The organism is Pararhodobacter marinus, from assembly GCF_003122215.1.
In the GTDB taxonomy this organism is placed as follows: Bacteria; Pseudomonadota; Alphaproteobacteria; order Rhodobacterales; family Rhodobacteraceae; genus Pararhodobacter; species Pararhodobacter marinus.
Genome location: NZ_QEYD01000002.1, coordinates 363,857 through 387,395 on the forward strand (window position 1 = coordinate 363,857; position 23,539 = coordinate 387,395).

The 23,539-nt window shown below is 66.4% G+C and carries 24 protein-coding genes and 1 tRNA gene; 6 read left to right on the forward strand and 19 right to left on the reverse strand.

Annotated elements, in window-relative coordinates; genetic code table 11:
* Window positions 1–197 precede the first annotated feature (197 nt).
* The 5 genes from C4N9_RS04340 to C4N9_RS04360 form a co-directional block, all read right to left on the reverse strand.
* Window positions 198–932, reverse strand: coding sequence for an SDR family oxidoreductase (locus tag C4N9_RS04340; RefSeq protein WP_109532064.1), 735 nt, complete (start codon window positions 930–932; stop codon window positions 198–200).
* Window positions 929–2,248 (reverse strand): FAD-binding oxidoreductase, encoded by a 1,320-nt coding sequence (locus C4N9_RS04345; protein WP_109532065.1) that lies wholly within the window; start codon window positions 2,246–2,248, stop codon window positions 929–931. The genes C4N9_RS04340 and C4N9_RS04345 overlap by 4 nt, the downstream gene beginning before the upstream one ends.
* Complete coding sequence (locus tag C4N9_RS04350) at window positions 2,248–2,673, reverse strand: GtrA family protein (RefSeq protein WP_109532066.1); 426 nt, start codon at window positions 2,671–2,673, stop codon at window positions 2,248–2,250. The genes C4N9_RS04345 and C4N9_RS04350 overlap by 1 nt, the downstream gene beginning before the upstream one ends.
* Window positions 2,670–4,118 (reverse strand): UbiA family prenyltransferase, encoded by a 1,449-nt coding sequence (locus C4N9_RS04355; RefSeq protein ID WP_109532067.1) that lies wholly within the window; start codon window positions 4,116–4,118, stop codon window positions 2,670–2,672. The genes C4N9_RS04350 and C4N9_RS04355 overlap by 4 nt, the downstream gene beginning before the upstream one ends.
* Before the next feature lie 154 nt (window positions 4,119–4,272).
* Window positions 4,273–4,348: transfer RNA gene (locus C4N9_RS04360), tRNA-Thr, on the reverse strand.
* Between the two features lie 106 nt (window positions 4,349–4,454).
* Here C4N9_RS04360 and C4N9_RS04365 point away from each other — a divergent pair.
* Window positions 4,455–5,330, forward strand: a complete 876-nt coding sequence (locus C4N9_RS04365) for a hypothetical protein (RefSeq protein WP_109532068.1) — start codon at window positions 4,455–4,457, stop codon at window positions 5,328–5,330.
* A 30-nt stretch (window positions 5,331–5,360) separates the two neighbouring features.
* Here C4N9_RS04365 and C4N9_RS04370 read toward each other — a convergent pair whose 3' ends face one another.
* Window positions 5,361–5,615, reverse strand: a complete 255-nt coding sequence (locus tag C4N9_RS04370) for a DUF2312 domain-containing protein (RefSeq protein WP_109532069.1) — start codon at window positions 5,613–5,615, stop codon at window positions 5,361–5,363.
* A 125-nt stretch (window positions 5,616–5,740) separates the two neighbouring features.
* Here C4N9_RS04370 and C4N9_RS04375 point away from each other — a divergent pair, with 125 nt between their 5' ends.
* Entirely contained in the window at window positions 5,741–5,965 is a 225-nt protein-coding gene (locus C4N9_RS04375) for a hypothetical protein (RefSeq protein ID WP_109532070.1), read from the forward strand.
* Window positions 5,966–6,074: 109 nt separating this feature from the next.
* Here the strand turns inward: C4N9_RS04375 and C4N9_RS04380 are convergent, their stop codons facing one another.
* The 6 genes from C4N9_RS04380 to C4N9_RS04405 all read right to left on the reverse strand — a co-directional run bounded on the left by C4N9_RS04380 (window position 6,075) and on the right by C4N9_RS04405 (window position 13,903).
* Window positions 6,075–6,707, reverse strand: a complete 633-nt coding sequence (locus C4N9_RS04380; RefSeq protein WP_109532071.1) for a thiamine phosphate synthase — start codon at window positions 6,705–6,707, stop codon at window positions 6,075–6,077.
* A gap of 89 nt (window positions 6,708–6,796) precedes the next feature.
* Complete coding sequence (locus C4N9_RS04385; RefSeq protein ID WP_109532072.1) at window positions 6,797–8,446, reverse strand: ABC transporter ATP-binding protein; 1,650 nt, start codon at window positions 8,444–8,446, stop codon at window positions 6,797–6,799.
* Window positions 8,439–9,257 carry an ABC transporter permease gene (locus C4N9_RS04390; protein WP_109532073.1) on the reverse strand — a complete coding sequence of 273 codons (819 nt, stop codon included), beginning with the start codon at window positions 9,255–9,257 and terminating at the stop codon, window positions 8,439–8,441. Before C4N9_RS04390 ends, C4N9_RS04385 begins: the two co-directional genes overlap by 8 nt.
* Window positions 9,254–10,210, reverse strand: coding sequence for an ABC transporter permease (locus tag C4N9_RS04395; protein WP_109532074.1), 957 nt, complete (start codon window positions 10,208–10,210; stop codon window positions 9,254–9,256). The genes C4N9_RS04390 and C4N9_RS04395 overlap by 4 nt, the downstream gene beginning before the upstream one ends.
* Before the next feature lie 5 nt (window positions 10,211–10,215).
* Window positions 10,216–11,802, reverse strand: a complete 1,587-nt coding sequence (locus tag C4N9_RS04400) for an ABC transporter substrate-binding protein (RefSeq protein ID WP_109532075.1) — start codon at window positions 11,800–11,802, stop codon at window positions 10,216–10,218.
* 139 nt (window positions 11,803–11,941) lie between these two features.
* Window positions 11,942–13,903, reverse strand: a complete 1,962-nt coding sequence (locus C4N9_RS04405) for a CocE/NonD family hydrolase (protein WP_245902450.1) — start codon at window positions 13,901–13,903, stop codon at window positions 11,942–11,944.
* A 262-nt stretch (window positions 13,904–14,165) separates the two neighbouring features.
* Between C4N9_RS04405 and C4N9_RS04410 the strand changes: the two genes are divergently transcribed.
* Together C4N9_RS04410 and C4N9_RS04415 are read left to right on the forward strand one after the other, a co-directional pair.
* The gene (locus C4N9_RS04410; RefSeq protein ID WP_109532077.1) at window positions 14,166–15,584 is read left to right on the forward strand and encodes an amidase; all 1,419 of its coding nucleotides are present in this window, start codon (window positions 14,166–14,168) and stop codon (window positions 15,582–15,584) included.
* A gap of 94 nt (window positions 15,585–15,678) precedes the next feature.
* Window positions 15,679–15,885: a hypothetical protein gene (locus C4N9_RS04415; RefSeq protein ID WP_109532078.1), complete on the forward strand. Its 207-nt coding sequence runs from the start codon at window positions 15,679–15,681 to the stop codon at window positions 15,883–15,885.
* A 24-nt stretch (window positions 15,886–15,909) separates the two neighbouring features.
* On the opposite strand, the gene pyrC is transcribed toward C4N9_RS04415, so the two are convergent.
* A complete protein-coding gene (gene pyrC, locus C4N9_RS04420) occupies window positions 15,910–16,959 on the reverse strand; it encodes a dihydroorotase (RefSeq protein ID WP_109532079.1) in 1,050 nt (349 codons plus the stop codon).
* 40 nt (window positions 16,960–16,999) lie between these two features.
* Window positions 17,000–17,935, reverse strand: a complete 936-nt coding sequence (locus C4N9_RS04425; RefSeq protein WP_109532080.1) for a phosphoadenosine phosphosulfate reductase — start codon at window positions 17,933–17,935, stop codon at window positions 17,000–17,002.
* A 266-nt stretch (window positions 17,936–18,201) separates the two neighbouring features.
* Between C4N9_RS04425 and C4N9_RS04430 the strand changes: the two genes are divergently transcribed.
* Window positions 18,202–18,909, forward strand: a complete 708-nt coding sequence (locus tag C4N9_RS04430) for a class I SAM-dependent methyltransferase (protein WP_168192114.1) — start codon at window positions 18,202–18,204, stop codon at window positions 18,907–18,909.
* A gap of 26 nt (window positions 18,910–18,935) precedes the next feature.
* Here C4N9_RS04430 and hpt read toward each other — a convergent pair whose 3' ends face one another.
* On the reverse strand, window positions 18,936–19,472 hold the full coding sequence (gene hpt, locus C4N9_RS04435) for a hypoxanthine phosphoribosyltransferase (RefSeq protein WP_109532082.1): 537 nt from the start codon (window positions 19,470–19,472) through the stop codon (window positions 18,936–18,938).
* A gap of 80 nt (window positions 19,473–19,552) precedes the next feature.
* Here hpt and C4N9_RS04440 point away from each other — a divergent pair, with 80 nt between their 5' ends.
* Window positions 19,553–20,008 (forward strand): type II toxin-antitoxin system RatA family toxin, encoded by a 456-nt coding sequence (locus C4N9_RS04440; protein ID WP_109532083.1) that lies wholly within the window; start codon window positions 19,553–19,555, stop codon window positions 20,006–20,008.
* Window positions 20,009–20,039: 31 nt separating this feature from the next.
* Here C4N9_RS04440 and C4N9_RS04445 read toward each other — a convergent pair whose 3' ends face one another.
* From C4N9_RS04445 to C4N9_RS04460, 4 genes are all read right to left on the reverse strand, one after another.
* On the reverse strand, window positions 20,040–21,218 hold the full coding sequence (locus C4N9_RS04445) for an ammonium transporter (protein WP_109532084.1): 1,179 nt from the start codon (window positions 21,216–21,218) through the stop codon (window positions 20,040–20,042).
* A gap of 160 nt (window positions 21,219–21,378) precedes the next feature.
* Window positions 21,379–21,849, reverse strand: a complete 471-nt coding sequence (locus tag C4N9_RS04450; protein ID WP_281260108.1) for a CinA family protein — start codon at window positions 21,847–21,849, stop codon at window positions 21,379–21,381.
* The gene (locus C4N9_RS04455) at window positions 21,846–22,340 is read right to left on the reverse strand and encodes a phosphatidylglycerophosphatase A family protein (RefSeq protein WP_109532086.1); all 495 of its coding nucleotides are present in this window, start codon (window positions 22,338–22,340) and stop codon (window positions 21,846–21,848) included. The genes C4N9_RS04450 and C4N9_RS04455 overlap by 4 nt, the downstream gene beginning before the upstream one ends.
* Window positions 22,337–23,494: a bifunctional 2-C-methyl-D-erythritol 4-phosphate cytidylyltransferase/2-C-methyl-D-erythritol 2,4-cyclodiphosphate synthase gene (locus tag C4N9_RS04460; RefSeq protein WP_109532087.1), complete on the reverse strand. Its 1,158-nt coding sequence runs from the start codon at window positions 23,492–23,494 to the stop codon at window positions 22,337–22,339. The genes C4N9_RS04455 and C4N9_RS04460 overlap by 4 nt, the downstream gene beginning before the upstream one ends.
* Window positions 23,495–23,539 lie beyond the last annotated feature (45 nt).

Below are 23,539 nucleotides of genomic sequence, written 5' to 3' on the forward strand. Positions count from 1 at the left end.
TTATCCACAGGTCAAGCGGTTAGGGGCCACGCCCGCCGGGCCTCCCAGCCCGCATGACGCGGCGGCTCATTCCCGCGTCGGAGGTCGCCGGAACCGCGCGCGTTGCGCTCTTGGTCCTTGCGGGATGCTGCGGCGCGGCAACCAAGGCGCCGCGACGCCCGTTTAAGCACGCGTACCGCCGAATCACATTGCCCGGATCAGAGCCGCGTGCGCTTGAAGATCACCTCGGGCAGCAGGCGGATGATCGTCATCACCGCGCGCCAGATCCGGCGGACATAGATCACGTCGCGCTTGTGACGCTGGGCCTGCCAGATCGCCTCGGCCACTTCCTCGGGCAGGGCGGTCAGACGCGGGTTCAGATCCATGCCTTCGGTCATTCTTGTCGCCACGAAGCCCGGCTTGACGGTGATCACCTGCACGCCCGTCTTTGCCAGCCGGTTGCGCAGGCCCGACAGGAAGGCGGTGAACCCGGCCTTGGCCGAGCCATAGACGTAGTTCGACGCCCGGCCCCGGTCGCCCGCGACCGACGAGATGCCGATCAGCACGCCATGGTCGCGCGCCTGCATCTTCTGCGCCAGAAGCCCGAGGATCAGCGCCGGGCCTTCGTAATTCGCCCGCATCACGCGCGCGGCGGCGGCGGGATCAATCTGGCTTTCGGTCTGGTCGCCCATCGCGCCCACCGCGCAGATCACGCTGTCGGGCAGATGCGGCAGGCCATCGAGGAACCCCGCGAAACCGGCCGTGTCGAGCGCGTCGAAGGCGTGGCAGGTGACGATCCGGCCATGGCGCAGGCGCAGATCCTGCGCCTCGGGCTCCAGCGCTTCGGGGTCGCGGCCCGCCAGCATCAGGTCGTAGCCCTCGCGCGCATAGCGATGGGCGCAGGCGCGCGCCACGTCCGAGGTGGCGCCGAGGATCAGCAGGGTGGGGGTCATGTGTCGAGCCTTTCGCTCTGGGCCGAGGCGAAGCTTGCGGCAAGGCCGCTGTCGCGGCGCATCGCCGCGAAATCCGCCCAACGGGGATCGGTGCGCCGCAGGGTCTGGGCCGAGATACGGCTGTCCTTGGCCAGATAGAACCGTCCGCCGTGATCGGCGGTGATCGCGTCGAGCCGGGGCATCAGGTCAAGCGACCGGCGGTTGACGGGAAAGTCGAGCGCCAGCGTATAGCCCTCCATCGGGAAGCTGAGGCGGCTGTCCTGCGGCCCGAAACGCTTGAGCACGGCCAGGAAGGAACCCGCGCCGCTGTCACTGATCGCGCGCAGGATGGCGCGCAGCCCCTCGGCGCGGCTTTCCAGCGGGACGACGCATTGAAATTGCATGAAACCGCGCCGACCGTAGATGCGGTTCCAGTCGCGGATCGCATCCAGCGGGTAGAAGAACGGCTCCCACCCCACCAGAGCGGTCCCCGCCGAGAGCCGTCCCTTGGTCCAGTAAAGCTGGTTGAAGGCCCGGATCGACCACGGGTTCAGCGCGAATCCGGGGAAATCGACCGGCACACGCGGCGACAGATGCCCGCGTGCGGCAAAGGGTTTCGCGCGCTTTGCGGGCGGCAATTCGGCCAGCGTGGCATGTTCGCCATTCATCACCAGCGACCGACCCATGGCCGAGCCGGTGGCGGCGCAGTCGATCCAGGCCATCGAATAGGTGGCGGAATAGGTCCGCTCGAACGCGTCGAGCGCCGCGTCGAGATCGGGGGCGGCGATGGTGGTCTGCCGGATCCAGCCGCTTTCCACCCGTTTCAGCCGGATCGCCGCGCGCAGGACGATCCCGGTCAGCCCCATGCCGCCCAGCGTCCAGTGGAACAGATCGGTATTCTCGTCGCGCGAACAGCGGGTGACGCGGCCATCGGGCCCCATCAGGTCGAACCAGTCGACGAAGGTGCCGAACGAGCCCTCGGAATGGTGGTTCTTGCCATGCACGTCCGAGGCAATCGCGCCGCCAAGCGAGACGAACTGCGTGCCCGGCGTCACCGACAGGAACCAGCCCCGCGGCAGGAAGGCCGACAAGATGTCCTTGAGCGTGACGCCTGCCTCGGCCACCAATTGGCCGGTGGTCTCGTCAAAGGCGATCATATGCGTGAGGTGACGGGTCGAGATGGCATGCGGTCCGATCGCCGCGTCGCCATAGGCCCGGCCCATGCCGCGCGCGATCACCGGACCATTGCGCAAGAGCGCCGCGATGCCCTCGGCGCTGCGCGGCGCGCTCAGTTTGCCTTCGATGCGGGGATAGCGTCCCCAGCCCGACAATTCCATCACACCCCCTCGGCCACGCGCCCGGTGAACACGAAGCGCTTGTCGAGCCGGTATTTCACCACGTAGCCGACGGCAAGGCCCAGCACCGCGCCGATCTCGCGCGCCTCATGCGTTTCGAAGGCCAGCCAGAACGCCGTTTCCGTGCCCCAAAAGATCGCCGTCGTGACCAGCCCCATTACGGTATAGAGCCCGAACTTGCGCGAATGCGCGCGCATCCCGGTTTCGGTGTCGGCAAAGATCCAGCGCTTGTCGAGCGCGTATTTCACCACCAGCCCCAGCCCGGTCCCCGCCACCACGGCCAGCGCGAACAGCAAAGGCCCGTCGCCCAGACGCAGCACCAGCCGCTGCGCGCCCAGATTGGCCAGCGTCGCGATGGCGGCAAAGGCGCTGTAGCGCCACAGAAGGGTCCAGCCCGTCGCGCTCATAACACCTTGGCCGCGATGAAAAGCGCGGCGATCAGCGCGACGATGGTCAGGCTCACCCGGTCGCGCGCGGCATAGACGGTCGGGTCGTCATCCATCTTGCCCCGGCTCGCCACCAGCACCATGCGCGAAATCCAATACAGCATGGCGAGGCAGGCGGCCCACAGAAGCACCGGGTGGCTATAGAGGACCAGCACTTCGGGTTCGTTGAGATAAAGCATCAGCACCAGCACCGCGACGAAGCCCGAGGCGGTCGCCATCTGCGTCACCAGCGGCAGGTCCGACACGCGGTAGCCCCGGCCCGCCGCCTCGTCCACGCCGCGCTGCATCATATCCACCAGCTCGGCCTGCCGTTTCACCGCCGCCAGCGCGAAGAACAGGAAGGCCGAAAAGGCCAGAAGCCAGACCGACAGCCCGATCCCGGCCGCGGCGCCGCCAGCGATCACCCTCATCGTGTACAGGCTGGCCAGCGCGCAGATATCGATGATCGGCCGGCGCTTGAGCCACAGCGAATAGGCCACCGTCAGCGCGTAATAGCCCGCGAGCACCAACAGGAAGACGGGCGGCAGGAACAACCCGACCCCGATCCCCGCAAGCAGCAGCAGCGGGATCAGCATCATGCCCGTTTTCAGCGGCAGCGTGCCCGCCGCCAGCGGTCGCATCCGTTTGCGCGGATGCGCGCGGTCCGAGGCGATGTCGAGCAGATCGTTCAGCAGATAGACCGACGAGGCCACCAGACTGAAGGACACGAAGGCCAGCACGCCCATCGCGAAGGCCATCAGGTTGAAATCATGCGCGGCCACCATCGGGAAGAAGATCAGCATGTTCTTCAGCCATTGATGCGGCCGCACCGCGCGCAGCGCCGCGGGCAGCACCGGCTCCGGCGGCGACAGGTGGCGGGCCTTGGGATGCAGGTCCTCGACCCGTGCGCGCAGCGAGGGGGCGGCGCCCACCGTGAGCGCGTCGCCCGCCTCTTGCCAGACCGCCAGATCGGCGGTGGAATCGCCCGCATAGACATAGCCCCCGGCGCCATACCGCTCGCGCAGCCAGGCGGCCTTGGCCGGGCCCTTGAGATTGGTCAGCCCGTCCGAGGCATGAACCTCGTCGAACAGGTCGAGATGGTCGGCAATCGCCAGCGCAACGCGGCTGTCGGCGGCGGTGACGAGGGCCACGCGCCCGCCCGCCTCGCGCCAGTGGCGGATCTCGTCCAGCACCGCCGTGTCATAGGGAAGGGTGGCCGGATCGGGCAGCGCCATCGCCGCCAGCCGCGCCTTGAGCACCGCCTTGCCGCCCGACAGGCCCCGCAGCGCGATCCACGGCGTGCGCCAGTCCTGCGCCATCGCTGCCCAGAAGGATTCGTACAGCATGTCCGAGCGCACCAGCGTCCCGTCCAGATCCACCGCCAGAACGCGCTCGGTGGCAGGACGGGTATCGGCCAGTTGATCCATCTCGTACGTCCCTGCGCGTTTGTCCGGTTCTTGTGTCACGGAAAATGCCATGCGGGGCAATTGAGACGCAAGAGGGGCAGTCCTGCGCCCATGCCGCGACGGACATGTCACCGACGGTGCCTGTCGACGGTGCCGGTTGGTAAAGGGAGAGGGGTGGTGCCGGCACCAGGAATCGAACCCGGGACCTGATGATTACAAATCAACTGCTCTACCAGCTGAGCTATACCGGCGCTGCGCCCTGATAGCGGTATTCCCGCGCGCCGACAAGAACCCAAGAGCGCGCGCAGGCCGGGCTGCGCTCTTGCTTCGGAACCGGGCAGCGGGCTAGATGCCGGCATGGAAATCGCTTTTCACCTCGGCGCGCATTGCACCGACCGCGATGCGCTCGTGCAATGCCTCATGCGCAACCGGGCGACCCTGCTGGAACAGGGCATCGCCGTCCCCGGGCCGGGCCGCTACCGTCAGCAGCTGCGCCAGATCGCTTTCGACATGCGCGAGCGGGAAACCTCGGCCGAGACGCAGGAAATCCTGCTCGACGGCATCCTCGACGAGGACGAGGTCGACCGCGTCGTGTTCTCGTCCGAGAATCTGCTGTCGATGCCGCCCTGGGTGGTGAATGACGGCCAGCTCTATCACGCCGCCGCCGACCGGGCGGCGATGATCCGTCATCTTTTCCCCGAGGCGCGGCTGGAATTCTTCCTGGCGATTCGCAATCCCGCGACATTGCTGCCCGCGCTTGCGGCCGGTGATTCCAGCGGCGCGCTCGCCCGCCGGCTGGCTGAGGGCGATCCGGGCCTGCTGCGCTGGTCCGACATGCTGGCGCGCGTGACCGAAGCCGTGCCCGACGTGCCGATCACCATCTGGTGCGACGAGGATACGCCGCTCCTGTGGCCCGAGATCCTGCGCGCGGTGTCGGGGCACGCGCCCGATACCGTGCTCGAGGGCTGGCTTGCCTGGTACTGGGATCTGGTGACGCCCAGGACCCATGCCGCGATGCGCCGCTGGTTCGACAGGAACCCGCCCGCCGACGATGCCGCGCGGCGCAAGATGTTGGGCGTGCTGCTCAGCCGCTTCGTGAAAGAGGATGCGGTCGCGCCCGATCCGCTGATCCCCGGCTGGACCGGCGACACGATCGAGCGCCTGACCGAGATCTACGAGGCCGATATCGACCTCGCCGCGTCGATCCCCGGCGTGACCCTGCTCGAACCCTGACGGGCCGCCGCAGGGCGCCGGGCACCCCGCTCACTGCATCCCGAGCGCGGCCTTGTAGAGGTCCAGCACCGCTTCTTCCTCGGCGATCTCGTCGGGCTTCTTCTTGCGCAGGGCGATGATCTTGCGCAGCGCCTTGGTGTCGTAGCCGCGCCCCTTGGCCTCGGCCATCACCTCCTTCTGCTGGTCGGTGATGTCCTTCTTCTCGGCCTCGAGATGCTCGTAGCGCTCGACGAAGCTGCGCAGCTCGTCGGCGGTGACGTCATAGGCGGTGTCGGTGCTGCTCATGGTCCGGCCTCTTTCTGGTGCTGGTTCTGGTTTCCGTTCCTAGCCGCGCGCGCCAGAGGGGGCAAGGCGCTTGCCGCGCCCGCCCGCAGCGGCTAGACCGCACGCGACGAAAACGGAGACCGGTGATGACGACGGGCGAACTCTTGATCTGGGGCGGGGCGGGCGTGACGCTGCTGGGCGTGGTGGGCCTCGTGGCCTGCGTGATCTGGGTCTTGCGCCTGCGCCGTCAGGGGCTCGACGACGCCGCTTTGCGCCGCGGCCTGCAGAAAGGCGTGATGGCCAACATGGCCGCGCTCTTCGTCTCGGTGATCGGCCTGATGATGGTCATCATGGGCATCGCCTTCGCCTGATCGCGCGCGGCACGCCGTCAGCCGTGCGCCCCTCGTCTTTGTTCCGCAAATATCCTCGGGGGTGAATTGGCCGCAGGCCAAGAGGGGGCAGACAGCCCCCTGATCCCGGTCATCCCAGGGGCGCGGTCAGGTCCTTCAGCGCCGCAAGCGGGTCGTCGCGTCCCCAGATTTCGGATCCGATGGCGAAGAAATCGGTGATCGGCGCCAGCATCTCGACCAGATCGCGGGTCAGCGCGCCCTCGGCGACGACCGGCACCTCGATCATTTCCGACCACCAGCCGAACAGCTCGGCCTCGGCGCGCTGCCCGGTACCCAGCCCGGTTTCGCCCACCGGGCCGAAGCTCACGTAATCCGCGCCCGCCTCGGCCGCGTTCATGCCGTCATGGCGCGACGCGCCGCAGGCCGCGCCGATGATCGCGTCATTGCCCAGCATCTTGCGCAGCTTGCGCAGGTCGCGCGCGCCCTCGGGCAGGTGCACGCCATCGAGCCCCAGCCGTTCGGCCAGCACCGCATGGCGGTCGATCACCAGCGGGATGTCGCGGGCATGGGCCAGCTCGCGCAGCTGGTCGGCCGCGCGGGATATCGCGTCCTCGTCGCCCGAGGCCATCGACAGGCGCAGGCAGGCCACCTCGATTCCGTCGCAGATCCGCGCCAGAACCGGCGCGAATTCCTCGGCGTCGAAAGCGGGCGGCGTCACGAGGTAGAGCTGCGGTCGGTCTTTGGCGTCTGGCGTGTCGGACATGGCGGTCTCTGGGGATATCGTCAACGAATTGGCGCCCTGTCTAGACTTACCGGACAGGGCGCGCAATGCGTCTTGAGGGCGGGCGGGGCTCAGTTGCCGGCGCTGGTCATCTTGCGATGGTCGAGCACGCTTTCCAGCCAGCCCAGCTTCATCTCGGGGACCGAGGACAGAAGCAGGTCGGTGTAATCGTCGAAAGGCGGGGTCAGGACCTCGCTTTTCGTACCGTAGCGCTGCACGCGGCCCTGATACATCACGGCGATGGAATCGGCGATGGCGCGGACCGTCGCGATGTCATGGGTGATGAACAGATAGGCCACGCCCTCGCGTTTCTGCAGGTCCAGAAGCAGCTTCAGGATGCCGTCCGCGACCAGCGGATCGAGCGCCGAGGTCACCTCGTCACAGATGATCAGCTTGGGATTGGCCGCCAGCGCCCGGGCGATGCAGACCCGCTGCTTCTGCCCGCCCGACAACTCGGCCGGGTAGCGGTCGGCGAAGCCCTTGCCCAGTTCGATCGCGTCCAGAAGCTCCTGCACCCGTTCGTCGCGCTTGCGCCCGCGCAGCCCGAAATAGAATTCGAGCGGCCGGCCGATGATCGTCGCCACCGTCTGGCGCGGATTCATCGCCACGTCGGCCATCTGGTAGATCATCTGCAACTGGCGCAATTCCTCGCGCGAGCGCTGTTTCAGCGCCGGGGGCAGGGGTTTGCCGTCGAAGGTGATGTTGCCCGTCCGGGGCGGAAGCAGCCCGGTGATCACCCGCGCCATGGTCGATTTGCCCGACCCGGATTCCCCCACCAGCGCCAGCGTCTGACCGGCATGCAGCTCGACCGAGATATTCGACAGCACGTCCTTCGTCATCGACCCGTAACGGGCCGAGACCCCCTCGACCCTGAGCAGGGGCTCGGGCGTGGGTTTCTTCTCTTCGTGCTCGATCGAGCGGACCGAGATCAGCGCGCGCGTATATTCCTCGCGCGGGGCTTCGATGATCTGCTGGACGGTGCCGTGTTCCACCATCTTGCCGTGCCGAAGCACCATGATCTCGTCCGAGACCTGCGCCACGACCGCCAGGTCATGGGTGATGTACAGGGCGGCGACGCCGGTTTCGGCAATCGCCGTCTTGATCGCCGCCAGCACGTCGATCTGCGTGGTCACGTCCAGCGCGGTCGTGGGCTCGTCGAAGATCACCAGGTCCGGCTTCGGGCAGAGCGCCAGCGCGGTCATCGCGCGCTGAAGCTGGCCGCCCGACACCTGGTGCGGATAGCGGTCGCCGAAATGCTCGGGGTCGGGCAGGGACAGCGTGCGGAACAGCTCGACCGCGCGTTTCTCGGCGTCTTCCTTGGACATCACGCCGTGTTTCAGCGTGGCCTCGGTCACCTGTTCCATCAGCTTCTTCGCCGGATTGAAGGCCGCCGCCGCCGATTGCGCGACATAGGTGACTTCGCGCCCCCGCAGGTTGCGCAGCGTGCCCGGTCCGGCGGTGCGGATCTCGCGCCCGTTGAGCCGGATCTCGCCGCCCGACAGCCGGATGCCCCCGCGCCCGTAGGACAAAGCCGACAGCCCGATGGTGGATTTGCCCGCGCCGGATTCGCCGATCAGTCCCATGACCTTGCCGCGCTCCAGCGACAGCGACACATCGTCGACGATGACGATGTCCTTGGGCTTTTCGCCGGGCGCATAGGCCGTGGCCTCGATCCTGAGATTCCGGATCTCGAGCAGGGGTTCTTGAGCGTGATCAGACACCGCGACCTCCTTTCAGGCTGGTGGTGCGGTTGAGCGCCCAGTCGGCCACGAGGTTGACCGAGATCGACAGCGTGACGATGGCGATGGCCGGCATCAGCGCCGCCGAGATGCCATAGACGATGCCTTCGCGGTTTTCCTTCACGATACCGCCCCAGTCGGCATTGGGTGGCTGGATGCCCAGGCCCAGGAACGACAGGGTCGAGATGAAGAGAATGGCGAAGATGAAGCGAAGGCCCAGCTCGGCCACCAGCGGCGACAGGGCGTTGGGCAGGATCTCGCGGAAGATGACCCAGCGCTGGCCTTCGCCGCGCAGGCGGGCCGCTTCTACGAAGTCCATGACGTTGATATCGACCGCGACCGCGCGCGACAGACGGAACACGCGCGTCGAATCCAGGAGCCCCATGACAAGGATCAGGATCGGCAGCGTGACCGGCATCACCGACAGCACGACCAGCGCGAAGATCAGCGTCGGGATCGACATGATGAGGTCGTTGAAACGCGACATCGCCTGATCGACCCAGCCGCCATAGACGGCGGCGGTGAAGCCCAGGATCGCGCCGGTGCAGAACGACACGGCCGTCGCCATCGAGGCCACGAAGATCGTCGTGCGCCCGCCATAGATCATGCGCGTCAGCAGATCGCGGCCCAGATTGTCGGTGCCCAGAAGGAACTGGTCAGACGCCGGTTCCCAGATGTCGCCGACGATTTCGGACATGCCGTAGGGCGCGATCCAGGGGGCGAGGATGGCGGCGATGAAGAAGGCCGCGGTGATGATGAGCCCGAGAAGGGCAGAGATGGGAATGCCCCTCATTTCGGATGCCTCAGCCGGGGGTTGGACAGGATCGAGATGATGTCCGCCAACAGGTTAAGTCCGATATAGATCGTCGCGAAGATCAGCCCGCAGGCCTGCACCACCGGCACGTCCCGTTTCGCGACATGGTCGACCAGGTACTGGCCCATGCCGGGATAGACGAAGACCACTTCGATCACCACGACCCCGACCACCAGATAGGCGAGGTTGATCATCACAACGTTGACGATGGGCGCGATGGCGTTGGGCATCGCGTGGCGGGCGATGATGGTGAAACGGCGCAGACCCTTCAGCTCGGCGGTTTCGATATAGGCCGATTGCATCACGTTCAGGATCGCCGCGCGGGTCATCCGCATCATGTGGGCCAGCACGACGAGCGTGAGCACGATCGCGGGCAGGGCCACGGCGTTCAGTTTTTCCAGGAAGGTCATGCCGTCGTTGATGTTCGACACCGACGGGAACAGCCCCCACTGCACCGAAAAGAAATACATGATCACGTAGCCCAGCAGGAATTCGGGCAGCGAGATCGAGGTAAGCGTGATGGCTGAGATCAGCCTGTCGGGCCAGCGGTCGCGGTAGCGCACGGCCAGAAGGCCCAGAAAAATGGCCAGCGGAACCGAGATGCAGGCGGCGACAGCGGCAAGGAACAGCGTGTTCTGAAGGCGGCCGCCGATCGAGGTGGCGATATCGAGCCCATTCGACAGCGCGGTGCCAAGATCGCCCTGGAGGGCGCTGAAAAGCCAGTCGAAATACCGGGTGAACGCGGGCTGGTCCAGCCCGAGCTCGGCGCGAAGATTCTGCAGGGCCTGTTCGGTGGCACCCTGACCCAGGATCGCCTGGGCCACATCTCCGGGCAGGATCTGGGTTCCGACGAAGATCAGAACCGACGCTGCGAGGAGGAGAAGGAGACCCAGCGCAAGGCGCTGGATCACCAGAGTCAGGACAGGATGCATCGGCCTTATTCGGCCGACCACATCAGGACGGGCGCCCGGCCGTCCATCAGTTCCAGATTGGGGTTGGTCACCCAGCCCGTGATCTGGTCGTTATAGGCGTCGATGAAGTCGTTGAACATCGGGCAGATCAGCCCGCCTTCATCGCGCACCATCATGCCCATTTCGCTGTAGATCGCCTTGCGGCGCGTCTGGTCCAGCTCACCCCGGGCTTCCAGCAGCAGCTCGTCGAAATGGTCGTTGAAGAAGCGCGTGTCGTTCCAGTCCGCGGTCGACAGATAGGCGGTCGAGTACATCTGGTCCTGCACCGGACGCCCGCCCCAATACGAGGCGCAGAAGGGCTGCACGTTCCAGGTCTCGGACCAGTAGCCATCGCCTGGCTCGCGGATGATGTTGATGTCGATCCCGGCGGCGGCGGCGCTTTCCTTGAACAGCTGGGCTGCGTCGACCGCGCCCGGGAAGGACACGTCCGAGACGCGCAGGTCGATGGGACCGGAATGCCCCGAGCGTTCGTAGTGGAAACGCGCCTGGTCGGGATCGTATTCGCGCTGCGGGATCGTGTCGTCGAACAGCGGATACGAGGCGTTGATCGGCATGTCGTTGCCCACCGAGCCATAGCCGCGCAGGATGCGGTCGACCATGTCCTGGCGGTTGATGCCCAGCTTCAGCGCCATGCGCAGATCGTTGTTGTCGAAGGGCGCGGTGTTGCAATGCATGATGAACACGTAATGCCCGCGACCGGCGGTCGATTCCACGGTCACGCCCGGGGCGCGCGACAGCAGGCCCGCAACGCGCGGCTCGACGCGGTTGATCAACTGAACCTGACCCGATTGCAGCGCCGAGTTGCGCGCAGTGGAATCGTTGATGACCAGCATCTCGATCGAGTTGAAGTGACCCGCGCTGTCATCCCAGTAATTCTCGAACTTCTCCAGCACATGGCGCACGCCGGGTTCGTTCTCGACCCATTTGTAGGCGCCCGCGAAGATCCCCGCCGTGGCGTCGTCCATGCCGCCATTGGGCTGGATCATCAGGTGGTAATCGGCCAGCAGGTAGGGCAGGTCGGCATTGGGGCCGTCGGTGGTCAGAACCAGCGTGTCGCCATCGACCGCGATGTCCGTGATGCCGCGCATGATGCCCAGCGCGCCCGACTGGCTTTCCTCGTTCGAATGCCGGCGCAGGGTCTGGGCCACGTCCTCGGCGGTGACGGTCTGACCGTTGTGGAACTCGACGCCCGAGCGGATCTTGAAACGCCAGTTGGTGGCGTCGGACGACGCGGTCCATTCCTCGGCGATGCGCCCGTCAAGGCTGCCGTCGGGCATGATGTTGACCAGCGGTTCGCCCGACACCCGGAGATAGACATAGGGCACCTGGCTGGCGGCCAGCGCCGGGTCGAGCGAGTTGGTGCTTTCGCCACCCTGCATGCCCATCACCAGGCTCCCGCCCCGGCGCGGACCCTGCGCCAGCACGGCTTTCGACAGCAGGCCGGTCGCGGCGGTGCTGGTCACGCCAAGCGCGGCGGCGCGGCCCAGAAAGGCCCGGCGGTCCAGCTTGCCGCGCGCGGCGCGGGTCAGCAGATAGCGAAATTCGTCGTTCATGGATGTCTCCCTGACTAGCCTTCCGACGGGAAGGTCATGGTTATGGCGCTTCTCCAGCGTCCCGTTTTTCTTGACTGTTGAATCAATAACAATCGGCTGCCGGATGAAGCAATCATTATGTTTGCGCTATGTGTAACAATCAGACGTGCTGACGGGCAACCTGCGCATGAAAGTTTCTGTCGATGGTTTCGGGGGCTTCCGCGCCGTCCTTGATGTGAACGCTCAGGCTGGCATCCAGAACAAGCGCGTCGGTTGTGCCGGTCTGCCGCGCTTCGACCCGCGTATCGACCGACCAATCGCCGCGCCGGAAGTGCTGAGTCCAGGTGATCCGGCAACTGGCGCTGAGCGGATCGTCGGGGTGGATCGACCAGATCTCGACCATCGTGTTGCGGGTGATCAGCCCGTGATCGGGGTTCTGGGTCTCGCCGCTGTCCGAGATCACCGTATAGGTTTCCACGCCGCTGACCATGTCGATTTCCCGGCTGCGCGCATCGCGGCTTTCGCTCAATGTTTGCAGGCGTCCGGGCGGCGGAACCTCGGGGTCGGCGAAGGTCCAGCCGGGCGCCTTGCCGTCATGCACGGGCAGGGACAGCGTCCCCGCCGACAGCCGTAGCGCCGCGATTTCCGGCGAGGGCCAGACGAAGGGCCAGTAGGTATTCGACAGCGCCAGCCGCAACCTGTGGCCGGGTGCGATCTCATAGGCCATCTGGTCGAGAACCAGCTCGACTTCGATCTCTTCGCCGGGTGTCAGCGGGGTCGGCGGATCGCTGCGGTGATGGAGGTTCAGCAACCCATGGGCGATCCGGGTCGAGGATCCGTCGGGCGCCACATCGCAAAGCCGGGCACAAACGAAGGCAAAGGGCTTGTCCGAGGTCAGCCGCAGCGACAGCGTCGCGGCACCGAGCAAACGCAGACCATCGGGCAGCGGCGTGTCGAAACAGACCGAATGGGCATCGTCGTCGCGCTGGTCGCCGGCCATTTCGCCGTTCAGGCCCATCGGGAAATACTCGCCCGCCGCCGCGCCCAGCGTCTGCTTGGTGCGAATCGTGGCGTCGGGCGCCGGCCCGTCGCCCAGCACGCCGCCCGCCGAGAGCGGCAGCGCGCGCCAGTTCACATGCGGCGAGGGCAGCGTATCGGCGACCCAATAGCCCGGCCTTTCGGCCGCCGAGGCGTCGGGCGGGGCCGAGGTCATCATGTAGGCGCGGTAGTCGGGCCAGTCCTCGGCCCCGTTCTCGATCCCCTTGAGCCAGCGGTCCCACCATGTCTTCATCTCGGTCAGGAACCCGATGCGCGGCGCGGGGACGGCGGTATGGGGATACTGGTGCACCCAGGGGCCGACGATGGCCTTCCCCATCGCGACATTCTCGACGATATGCGCGGGGGTGTTCATGTAATTGTCGGCCCAGCCGCCGATCGACAGAACAGCGGCATTCATGCGGCCGTAATCCTCGCAGATCGAGCCGTGCTTCCAGTAAGCGTCGCGCGCCTGATGGTTCGACCAGATCTCGGACAGGTGGGGCAGCGTCTCGATCCGCTGGCGCAGATCCTCGCGCCAGTCGGGGCGCAGAAGCGGATCGGCGGGGCGCGAGGCATAGGACAGCATCAGCGTTCCCCAGCCGAAATTCTCGCCCAGCAGGCAACCGCCCTTGAAATGGATGTCGTCGGCAAAGCGGTCCACGGTGGAACAGACGCTGACCACGGCTTTCAGCGCGGGCGGCTGCAGGAAGGCGGTCTGCAGGCAATTGAACCCGCCCCAGCTTTTGCCCATCATCCCCACATTGCCCGAACACCAGTCCTGAGCGGCGATCCAAGCGATCACGTCGCAGGCATCCTGCAGCTCGGTGGGCGAATATTCGTCGTCGAACACGCCCTCGCTGTCGCCATTGCCGCGCACATCGACGCGCAGGCAGGCATAGCCTTGCGCCGCCATCCACGGATGGATCGTCTCGTCGCGCGGCAGCGTGTTGTCGCGCTTGCGATAGGGAATGTATTCCAGAATGGCGGGGACGGGCGCGCCCGATGCCGGGCGCCAGATACGGGCCGAAAGCCTGGTGCCGTCGGGCAGGGGGATGGTCAGGCCATCCTGGTCGATGATGTCCACGCGTGTCTCCGCTTGCTGATGTGCCGGCGCCGAAAATGACCGCCCGTGCCGTGGTTGTCCAATGCCGGCGCGGGGTTGGTCCTGAAAAGCCCGCATAGCCTGCGAGGGCGCTCCGTTCCGGTCAAGGCCGGTCCGAAGCCTGTCGCCCGATTGTTATCCGAATCGATTCGCATCGCGCGTCGCTTGCCGCGTCCTTGCCTACGCCCTCGCCTCGGCCTGGCGGCTGGGTTAGCGTGAAGACGGTGAAGGACGGGGGGCGGATATGGACGACTTGTTGGATCTCGGCGCGTTGGAGCAATCGGCGGCGCTTGCACGGCGCGAGGTCTCGGCCGAGGCGCTGATGCGCGCGACGCTGGCGCGAATCGAGGCGCGCAACCCCGGCGTGAATGCGATCGTCAGCCTTGCCGATCCCGAAACACTGCTCGCGCAGGCCCGCCACGCCGATACCGAGCCGCGCAAGGGCTGGATGCATGGCCTTCCCATGGCGGTCAAGGATCTGGCCAATGTCGCGGGTCTGCCTACCAGCATGGGCTCGACCATCCTGGCCGGGCAGGTCGCGCGTCGCGACGACCTGATGGTCGCCCGGATGCGCGCGGCAGGGGCGCTGTTCATCGGCAAGACCAACACTCCGGAATTCGGGCTGGGCAGTCACACCTTCAACCCGGTGCATGGGCCGACCGGCAACGCCTGGGATCCGACGCGCAGCGCCGGGGGATCGTCGGGTGGCGCGGCGGTGGCGTTGGCCTGCCGCATGACTGCGATTGCCGACGGCTCGGACATGATGGGCAGCCTGCGCAACCCGGCGGGCTGGAACAACGTCTACGGTATGCGCCCCAGCTGGGGCCGGGTTCCGGACGAGGCCGAGGGCGACACGTTCCTGCACCCGCTGGCCACCAATGGCCCGATGGCGCGCAACCCGCGCGATCTGGCCGCGCTGCTCGAGGTGCAGGCCGGGCCGATGGCGGAACGGCCCTTCACCCTTCCGCAGGAAAGCTTTCTCGACCGGATCGAGGCCGATCTGCGCGGCCGTCGCGTGGCATGGCTGGGCGATTGGGGCGGCGCCTATCCGATGGAGACGGGCGTTCTGGACACCTGCACGGCGGCGCTGCGCGTCTTCGACACGCTGGGCGTCACGGTCGAGGCGATCAACGCACCCTTCGATGCCGGCGCCCTGCGGCAAAGCTGGCTGCATCTGCGCGCCTTCGCCAATGCCGACCGGCTGGGCGCGCTCTATGGCAACCCGGAATGGCGCCGGCAGCTCAAGGCGACGGCGATCTGGGAGATCGAAACGGGGCAGTCGCTGACACTGGCCGAGGTCAAGGCGGCCAGCCTGATCCGGTCGCAATGGTACGCTGCCGCCGCGCGTCTGTTCGGGGATTTCGACGCGCTGATCCTGCCCAGCGCGCAGGTCTGGCCCTTCGATCTGTTGCTCGAATACCCGACCGAGATCGCGGGCCGCCCGATGGATACCTATCACCGCTGGATGGAGGTGGTGATTCCCGCCTCGCTCATCGGGTTGCCGGCGCTGTGCGTGCCGGCGGGGTTCGGGGCCAGCGGCTTGCCGATGGGGCTGCAACTGATCGGACGGCACGGGGACGATCTGGGGCTCCTACAACTCGCCCAGGGGTGGCACGAGGCGGCGGAATGGGTGCAGCGGCAACCGGCCCAAACATTCCGTTAACCATATGTTTGAAAGCCGATTTTCTGCAGAGGCGCGACCATATTTCGGTCAGAATCCCCGGTCATTGTGGCGCCGACCGCAACCAGAGGTAGCCATGCCGAATGCCATCAGACACTTCGTCCGTTGCGATGCCGGGGCGGTCACGGTCGATTGGGTGATCCTGACCGCAATCGCCGCCTCGTTCGGTATTCTGGTTTTCGTGACGCTCGGCTCGGGGCCCGACGATGTGGGCGAGCGGATGCAGACTGCGTTCGACGATGCCTCGGTCGCGCAGTTGCCGGAACTCGGCTATTCGCAATAATCCCGCGCCGCGCCTGATCCGCGATCAGGCGATCACTTTCCAATAGACATCGAAGCCGGGATCGAACACCGTCACCGGGCCGGCGCCGGTTTCGATCTTGGCCGGGAAACGAACGGGCTCGGCCTGTTTTTCCAGCGTCAGCGTGCCGTTATTGCGCGCCAGCCCGTAATAATCCGCCCCGAAATGCGCGGTGAATGCCTCCAGCCGGTCCAGCACGCCCTCGCGTTCGAAGATCTGGGCCAGAAGCGGCATCGTGTTGGTGGCGGTGAAACAGCCCGCCGCGCAGCATTCGCATTCCTTGCGGTCATCGCTGTGGGGCGCCGAGTCGGTGCCCAGGAAGAACCGCGCATCGCCCGAGGTCGCGGCCTCGACCAGCGCCTGGCGATGCAGCTCGCGTTTGGCGACGGGCAGGCAGAAGTAATGCGGCCGCATCCCGCCGACGAGCAGGCTGTTGCGGTTGATGATCAGGTGATGCGTGGTGATCGTCGCCGCCAGATCCCGGTCATGCGCGCGCACATACTCGACCGCGTCCTTGGTCGTGACATGCTCCATGATCACCCGCAGGCCCGGATGTTGCCGGCGGATCGGGTCGAGCACCTTGTCGATGAACACCGCCTCGCGGTCGAAGATGTCGATCTCGGGATCGGTGACTTCGCCATGCAGGCAAAGCGGCACGCCGGCTTTCGCCATCGCTTCGAAAACCGGGGCGACCTTGTCGAAGTCGCGCACGCCCGAAGCCGAGTTCGTCGTCGCGCCCGCCGGGTACAGCTTGACCGCCGTGACGATGCCCGCCTGGTGCGCGGCGACGACATCGGCGGGGTCGGTCTCTTCGGTCAGGTAGAGCGTCATCAGGGGCGTGAAATCGGCGCCCGGCAGGCTCTTGTCCAGAGCTGCGGCGATCCGGTCGCGATAGGCCGACGCCTGCGCGCCCGTGACCACCGGCGGCACGAGGTTCGGCATGATGATCGCGCGGGCGAAATCGCGGGCCGTTTCGGGCGCGATGCCGTCGAGCATGGCGCCGTCGCGCAGGTGCAGGTGGAAATCGTCGGGGCGGGTCAGGGTCAAGCGCGTCATGGCGTTCCCATAGCGCGCGGCCCTGACGGTGTGAAGGGTGTTAGTCGCGCAGCGGCTTGCCCGATTGCACGCGCTCCAGCGCCTTGCGCAGCTGCGGATGCTCGACCAGCGAATTGGCCACGGTCAGCGCGCGCAGCAGCAAGGCCGGCCGGTTCTGGATCTGCAGCCGGCCGATCAGCCGTCCGAGATAATGCGCATTGGTGCGCCGCCGCCGCCAGAGCCGGAAGAAAAGCTGCGGGGTCAGGCTGCCGGTACAGGCCGCGTCGATCAGCGGGCGCAGCACGTTGATGCGCGCCAGTTCGGCCTGCGGATCACGACCGATATTGCGCGCGCGCAGCCGGTGGACATGCGGCGCGCGGAACATCGCCGCATGGACGGCGTCGACCTGCTGGATCGGATCGTAGACGATGAATACCGTTTCGCAGCCCTCGACCATGTCGGGGGCAAAGCCGAAGCGGCTGGTGAAATCGAGCCGCCGCGCCTGCAGGAAGCGGCGGTCCCATTCGGCGGCCTCGGTCTGCAGCGTCGATTGCGGGGCAAGGGCCAGCACCGTGCTGCCCGGCGCCGCGACCGAGAACGCTGCCGCGCCATAGCCACCCATGCCCGCGCCGTAGAACACCACGCGGTCGAAATCCTCGAAGAACGCGTCGTCGATCAGCCGATCGAAAAAACCGTAGACCGCCGCGTCGCGATACCAGGTGTCGCCCTGGGCCAGGATCGTCAGCGACGACCAGCCGCGCGGCGCGGCGATCTGGTAGCCCAGCGGCATCTGCCCGCCACCCGCGCCGCGAACGCCCGAAACGGTTTCGAAACTGACCAGCAGAACGGGACCCAGATCCGAGAAAAACGCCGAATGCTTGTCGCCGAGCGGCTCGAAATAGCCCGACTCGTCTCCGATTTCCTGCATGATCGACAGCCAGTCGGAATCGGTGCTGGCCTCGCTGGCGTCGAACATCTCGATGGAATCGTCACTCATCCGTCACATCTGCCTGTCTGGAACACGAATGCCTGTCTGGAATACGAAGGCGCGCCGCCGACGCCGTATCATGACCGAGCTTAGCGCAATGTTGCGGACCTTGAAACGGTGCAATCGTGACCCTGCGGTGACATCGCGGGGCGGCGCGGAAACGATAAGATTTTACCGTTTATTAAAAGGAAACAATGTGCATCGGCTTGCGAGGCGCTGGCCGCCGGCATAGCCTCGCGCGGCAAACGGTGCGGGACGCACAGGCAGGGCAGCAGATGAAATTCGACGATATTCCCGGGTGGTTCATGCCCATCGATCAGGCGGCGTTCAGCTGGGTCCTGCAGCATCAGAACCGCGCGCAGCCCCTGGGCGGCCTGGTCGAGCTGGGCGTCTTCAAGGGCAAGAGCGCCGTCGTGATGGGCAATTTCCAGCGCCCGGGCGAAGTCTTTACCGTCTGCGACCTGTTCGAGGATATCGAAACCGACAGCCATGCGGACCCCGAAGAGCAGCGCTTCTTCAAGGGGCAATCGCTGTCGCAGATGGAATTCGAGCGCAATTACCTCGCCTTCCACCGTGAGCTGCCGCGCATCGTGCGGGCGCCGACCGCGGTCATCACCCGGCATGTCGCCCCCGGCTCGGCGCGCTTTGTGCATGTCGATGCGGGCCATACCTATGACCTTGTGCGCGCGGATACCGCCTCGGCCCGGACCCTGCTGCGCGACGACGGGGTCGTCGTGTTCGACGATTACCGCAAGGCGGGCGCAATGGGGTGCGGCGCGGCGGTATGGGAGGCGATCCTGAACGAAGGGTTGCGGCCCATCGCCAACACGGAATTCAAGCTTTACGCGACCTGGGGCGACCCGGCGCCCTATATCGCCGAGATCGAGGCCCGCGCGCGTGACGCCGGCTGGTGCCGCACCAAGCGCCCGACCATGATCCGAGACATGCCGATGGTCTACCTGCACCGCAGCCCCGGCAACTGACCGGCGCCCCGCCCGTCAAGCGCACATCAGGGGAAGCGTACCTTGCCGATATAGGGCAGGTTGCGGTTGCGCTGCGCGTAGTCGATGCCATAGCCCACGACGAATTCGTCGGGGATCTCGAACCCGGTCCATGTGGCCTTGATGTCGACCTCACGCCGCGTCGGCTTGTCCAGAAGGGCGCAGATTTCCAGCCGTCTTGGGCCCCGTGCGGTCAGCAGGTGCTTGACGTGGTGCAGCGTGAAGCCGGTATCGACGATATCCTCGACCACCAGCACGTCGCGCCCGGCGATCTCGCCGCGCAGATCCTTGAGAATGCGCACCTCGCGGCTGGATTCCATGCTGTCGCCATAGGAACTGGCCTCGAGGAAATCCACCTCGACCGGCAGGTCGATCTCGCGCACCAGATCGGCGATGAACACGAACGAGCCGCGCAGCAATCCCACGACGACCAGCTTGTCGGTGCCGGCGAAAGCCTGGGTGATCTCTTCGGCCAGCGCCTCGACCCGCGCGGCGATGCGCTTGGCCGAGATCATCTGGTCGATCACATAGGCGGGCTGGGTCATGGCGTCGCGTCCTGTCGAAGGGGGGGTTGAAAAGCCGGTCACACAATAGGAAAAGACCACCGCACACGCCAGAGGTCGCAATGCCCCATCATCGCGAAAACCGCCAGCTTCCGTATCGCGCGGATCAGATCTACGATCTGGTGGCCGATGTCGCCAAATATCCCGAATTCCTGCCCTGGACGGCGGCGGCGCGCATCCGCTCGCGCGAGCCCCTGCCCGAACGCGGCGAGGGCGCCGAGGTGATGGAGGCGGATCTGGTCATCAGCTTCAAGGTCTTCCGCGAGAAATTCGGCTCGCGCGTGGTGCTGATCCCGACCGAGAACCGGATCGAGACGGATTACCTGGATGGCCCCTTCAAGTACCTGCATTCCTTCTGGCAGATCGAGCCCGAGGGCGACGGCTGCCGCGTGACCTTCGAGGTGGATTTCGAATTCCGCAACGCGATGCTGCAACGGGTGATCGGGCTGGTCTTCAACGAGGCCATGCGCCGCGTCGTCGGCGCCTTCGAGGCCCGCGCCCGCCAGCTTTACGGCTGACGGGCGGGGCAGGGCGTCACGGGTCAGGGCGTCACGACGTGACGTCGTAGGCGCGCTCGCCATGGACCGACAGGTCGAGCCCGTTGGTCTCGGTCTCGGCATCGACGCGCAGCGGGGTGATCAGGCCGACCAGCTTGATCAGGATCCAGGACATCCCGACCGTATAGACCCCGACGATGATCAGCGCACCCAGCTGCGCGCCCCATGCGGCGTGGCCCAGGGCGGCCAGCATCACCGTGCCGAAGATGCCGCCCACGCCATGCACCGCGAACACATCGAGCGTGTCGTCGACCTTCATCTTGTGGCGCACGAAATTCACGGCTTCCTGGCACAGGATCCCGGCAACCGCGCCGATGATCAGCGCCTCGACCGGGCCCACGAAGCCCGAGGCGGGCGTGATCGAGGCCAGCCCGGCGATCGTGCCGGTCACAAGCCCCACCATCGAGGCGCGGCCGAACTTGATCCGCTCCCACAGCGCCCAGGTCAGAGACGCCGCGGCCGCCGACAGATGCGTCACGGTGATCGCCATCGCCGCCTGACCGTTCGCCGCCAGCGCCGAACCGCCGTTGAAGCCGAACCAGCCGACCCACAGCATCGCCGCGCCCATCATGACCAGCCCCGGGTTATGCGGCGGCGTGACCCGGTTCGTGCGCGGACCCAGCGCGATCGCCAGCATCAGCGCGGCGAGCCCCGCCGTTTCGTGCACGACGATCCCGCCCGCGAAATCGCGCGTGCCGATCGCGCCGAAAATCCCGCCATCGGCCAGGAACCCGCCGCCCCAGATCCAGTGCGTGACCGGCGCGTAGACAAGGATCATCCACAGGGCCGAGAAGACCAGCACGAAGCCATAGCCGATCCGTTCGACATAGGCACCGACGATCAGCGCGGGCGTGATGATGGCAAAGGTCATCTGGAAGACGAAGAACAGCACTTCGGGGACCGACCCCGACAATGTCTCGGCGTCGATGCCGGTCAGGAAGACCTTGGACAGGCCGCCCCAGACCGCGTTGCCCTCGCCGAAGGCCACGGAATAGCCGATGGCCAGCCACAGGACCGACATCAGGCAGGCGATGGAAAAGACGTGCATGAACACGCTCAGCACGTTTCGCGCCCGAACCAGCCCGCCATAAAACAGCGCCAGCGCGGGCAGGGTCATGAACAGCACAAGGGCTGTCGCGGTGATCAGGAAAGCGGTATCCGCAGCGTTCATCTGTCCCCCCTCAGGTTTGATCGCGCTTCTAGAGCGTCTTGCGAGAGGTCAGAAAACGGGCAAAGCGCCGGAAGGACGAAAATATGCCGGGCAATCGGCGAAATGCACGGCATTCAGCCTTCGAAAAAGGCGGTTCGCCCTGAAAAACGGCAAAGATGAATCAGGAAAGGGCGGCTTTGAGCAATGCAAGCGCATGCGCGACCGAGGCCGCGCGCACCTTGGCCCGGCCGATGGCACCGAATTCCACGGTTTCGGTGCGGGTGGTGCCGTCTTTTCGGGCAAGACCAAAACAGACACGTCCTTCGGGTTTGTGCTCCGAACCGCCCGGGCCGGCGATCCCGGTGGTCGAAACCGCGAGCTGTGCGGCGCTGTGGCGGAGCGCGCCCTCGGCCATCTCGCGCGCGATCTGCTCGCTGACGGCGCCATGCGCCTGCAGCGTAGCGTCGCGCACGCCCAGCATGTCGCGCTTCGCGGCGTTCGAATAGGTGACGAAACCCCGGTCGACCACGTCGGACGAGCCGGGAATATCCGTCAGCACCGCCGCGATCATGCCGCCCGTGCAGCTTTCGGCGGTGGCGATCATGACGCCCTTTGCGCGAGCGAGATCAAGGGTTTCGGCGGCGAGGCTCACATCAGGTATCCATGCGCGAGCCCGGCCGCGACGATCACCGCCAGACCGGCGCAGAGCCCGGCGAACAGGTCGTCCAGCATGACGCCCAGCCAGTCATGGCGTTTGTCGGCGCGGCCGATGAACCACGGCTTCCAGATGTCGAACAGCCGGAAGAAAAGGAAAGCCGCGACCCAGCCGGGATAGGGCATCCAGTCGTCCCAGCCGCGCCACCAGAAGGCCAAGGCGGGAAAGGCCAACGCGATCCATTGGCCGGCGATTTCGTCGATGACGATTTCGCTGGGGTCCAGGCCGGGACTGTCCTTGAGCTCGGCGTGACAGGCCCACAGCCCGGCGGCCGTGGCGGCAAGCGCGGCGATGACGAGCATGGGCGCGCCCAGATAGCGGTCGATGACCAGCCCCACGGCAATCGCCGCCGCCGAGCCCCAGGTGCCCGGGGCGGGGCGCATCAGCCCGGCGCCGAAGCCGATGGAGACGAGACGCGCGACTCTCATCTCCGCACCAGCGCCGCAGTGGCGAGTGCCGCGATTCCTTCCTCGCGCCCGGTGAAGCCCAGCCGTTCCGAGGTCGTGGCCTTCACCGAGACGCGGTCGGGCTCTATCTCCATGATCTGCGCAAGCGCCGTGCGCATCGCCTCGGCATGCGGTCCGACCTTGGGCCGCTCGCAGACCAGCGTCACGTCGCAATTGGCGATCGTGTAACCCTTGGACCGGGCCAGATCGGCGGCGTGACGCAGGAAGATATGGCTTTCGGCGCCTTTCCATTGCGGATCCGAGGGCGGGAAATGCCGGCCGATATCGCCCTCGGCCATGGCGCCGTAGATCGCATCGGTCAGCGCGTGCATGCCGACATCGGCATCCGAATGCCCCAGCAGCGCGCGCGTGTGCGGGACCTTCACACCGCAGAGCCAGACGTGATCGCCCTCGGTGAAGGCATGCACGTCATAGCCATTGCCCAGCCGTATATCCATTGTCTGACCTTTGGTTGCCTGACGTTCGACCAGCGCCTGCTCCGCGCGTTCGAAGTCAACAGGATAGGTGAGTTTGATATTGGTTTCCGAGCCCTGAGTTATCCACACAGGGATCCCCGCCGCCCGCGCGATGGCCACGTCATCCGCTGCGTCGCCCGCATGCGCCCGATAGGCGGCCAAGAGCCGGGCATAGTCGAATCCCTGCGGCGTCTGGGCCCGGAACAGGTTGTCGCGGTCGCGCATCGCGACGACGTGACCGTTTTCGCCCTGCCACAGCGCATCGGTCACCGGCAGCGCTGGCGCGGCACCCGGATGCTGGTCCAGCGCGCGCACCACGCCGTCGATCACGCGGGGTTCGACCAGCGGGCGGGCGCCGTCGTGGATCAGCACCTTGGCGGGCGGGGTGGCGCTCAGTGCCTCCAGCGCCGCGCGCACCGATTGCGTCCGCGACGAGCCGCCCAGGACATGGGGCACATCAAGCGCAGCGGCCCGCTCGCGGTCGTCTTCGTGGATCACCAGAAGGATGTTGTGAAGCCCCGCCGCGCGGAAGGCCGCGATCGTATGCGCCAGCACCGGACGGCCGTTCAGCGGGCGCCATTGCTTGGGCACGCCGCCGCCCATCCGGCTGCCGCGACCGGCAGCCACAAGGATCACGGCGATGTCGGTTTTCCCAGTCATGCGATGTGGATTAGGGGATGTGTCGCGACCCTGCAAGCGAATGCG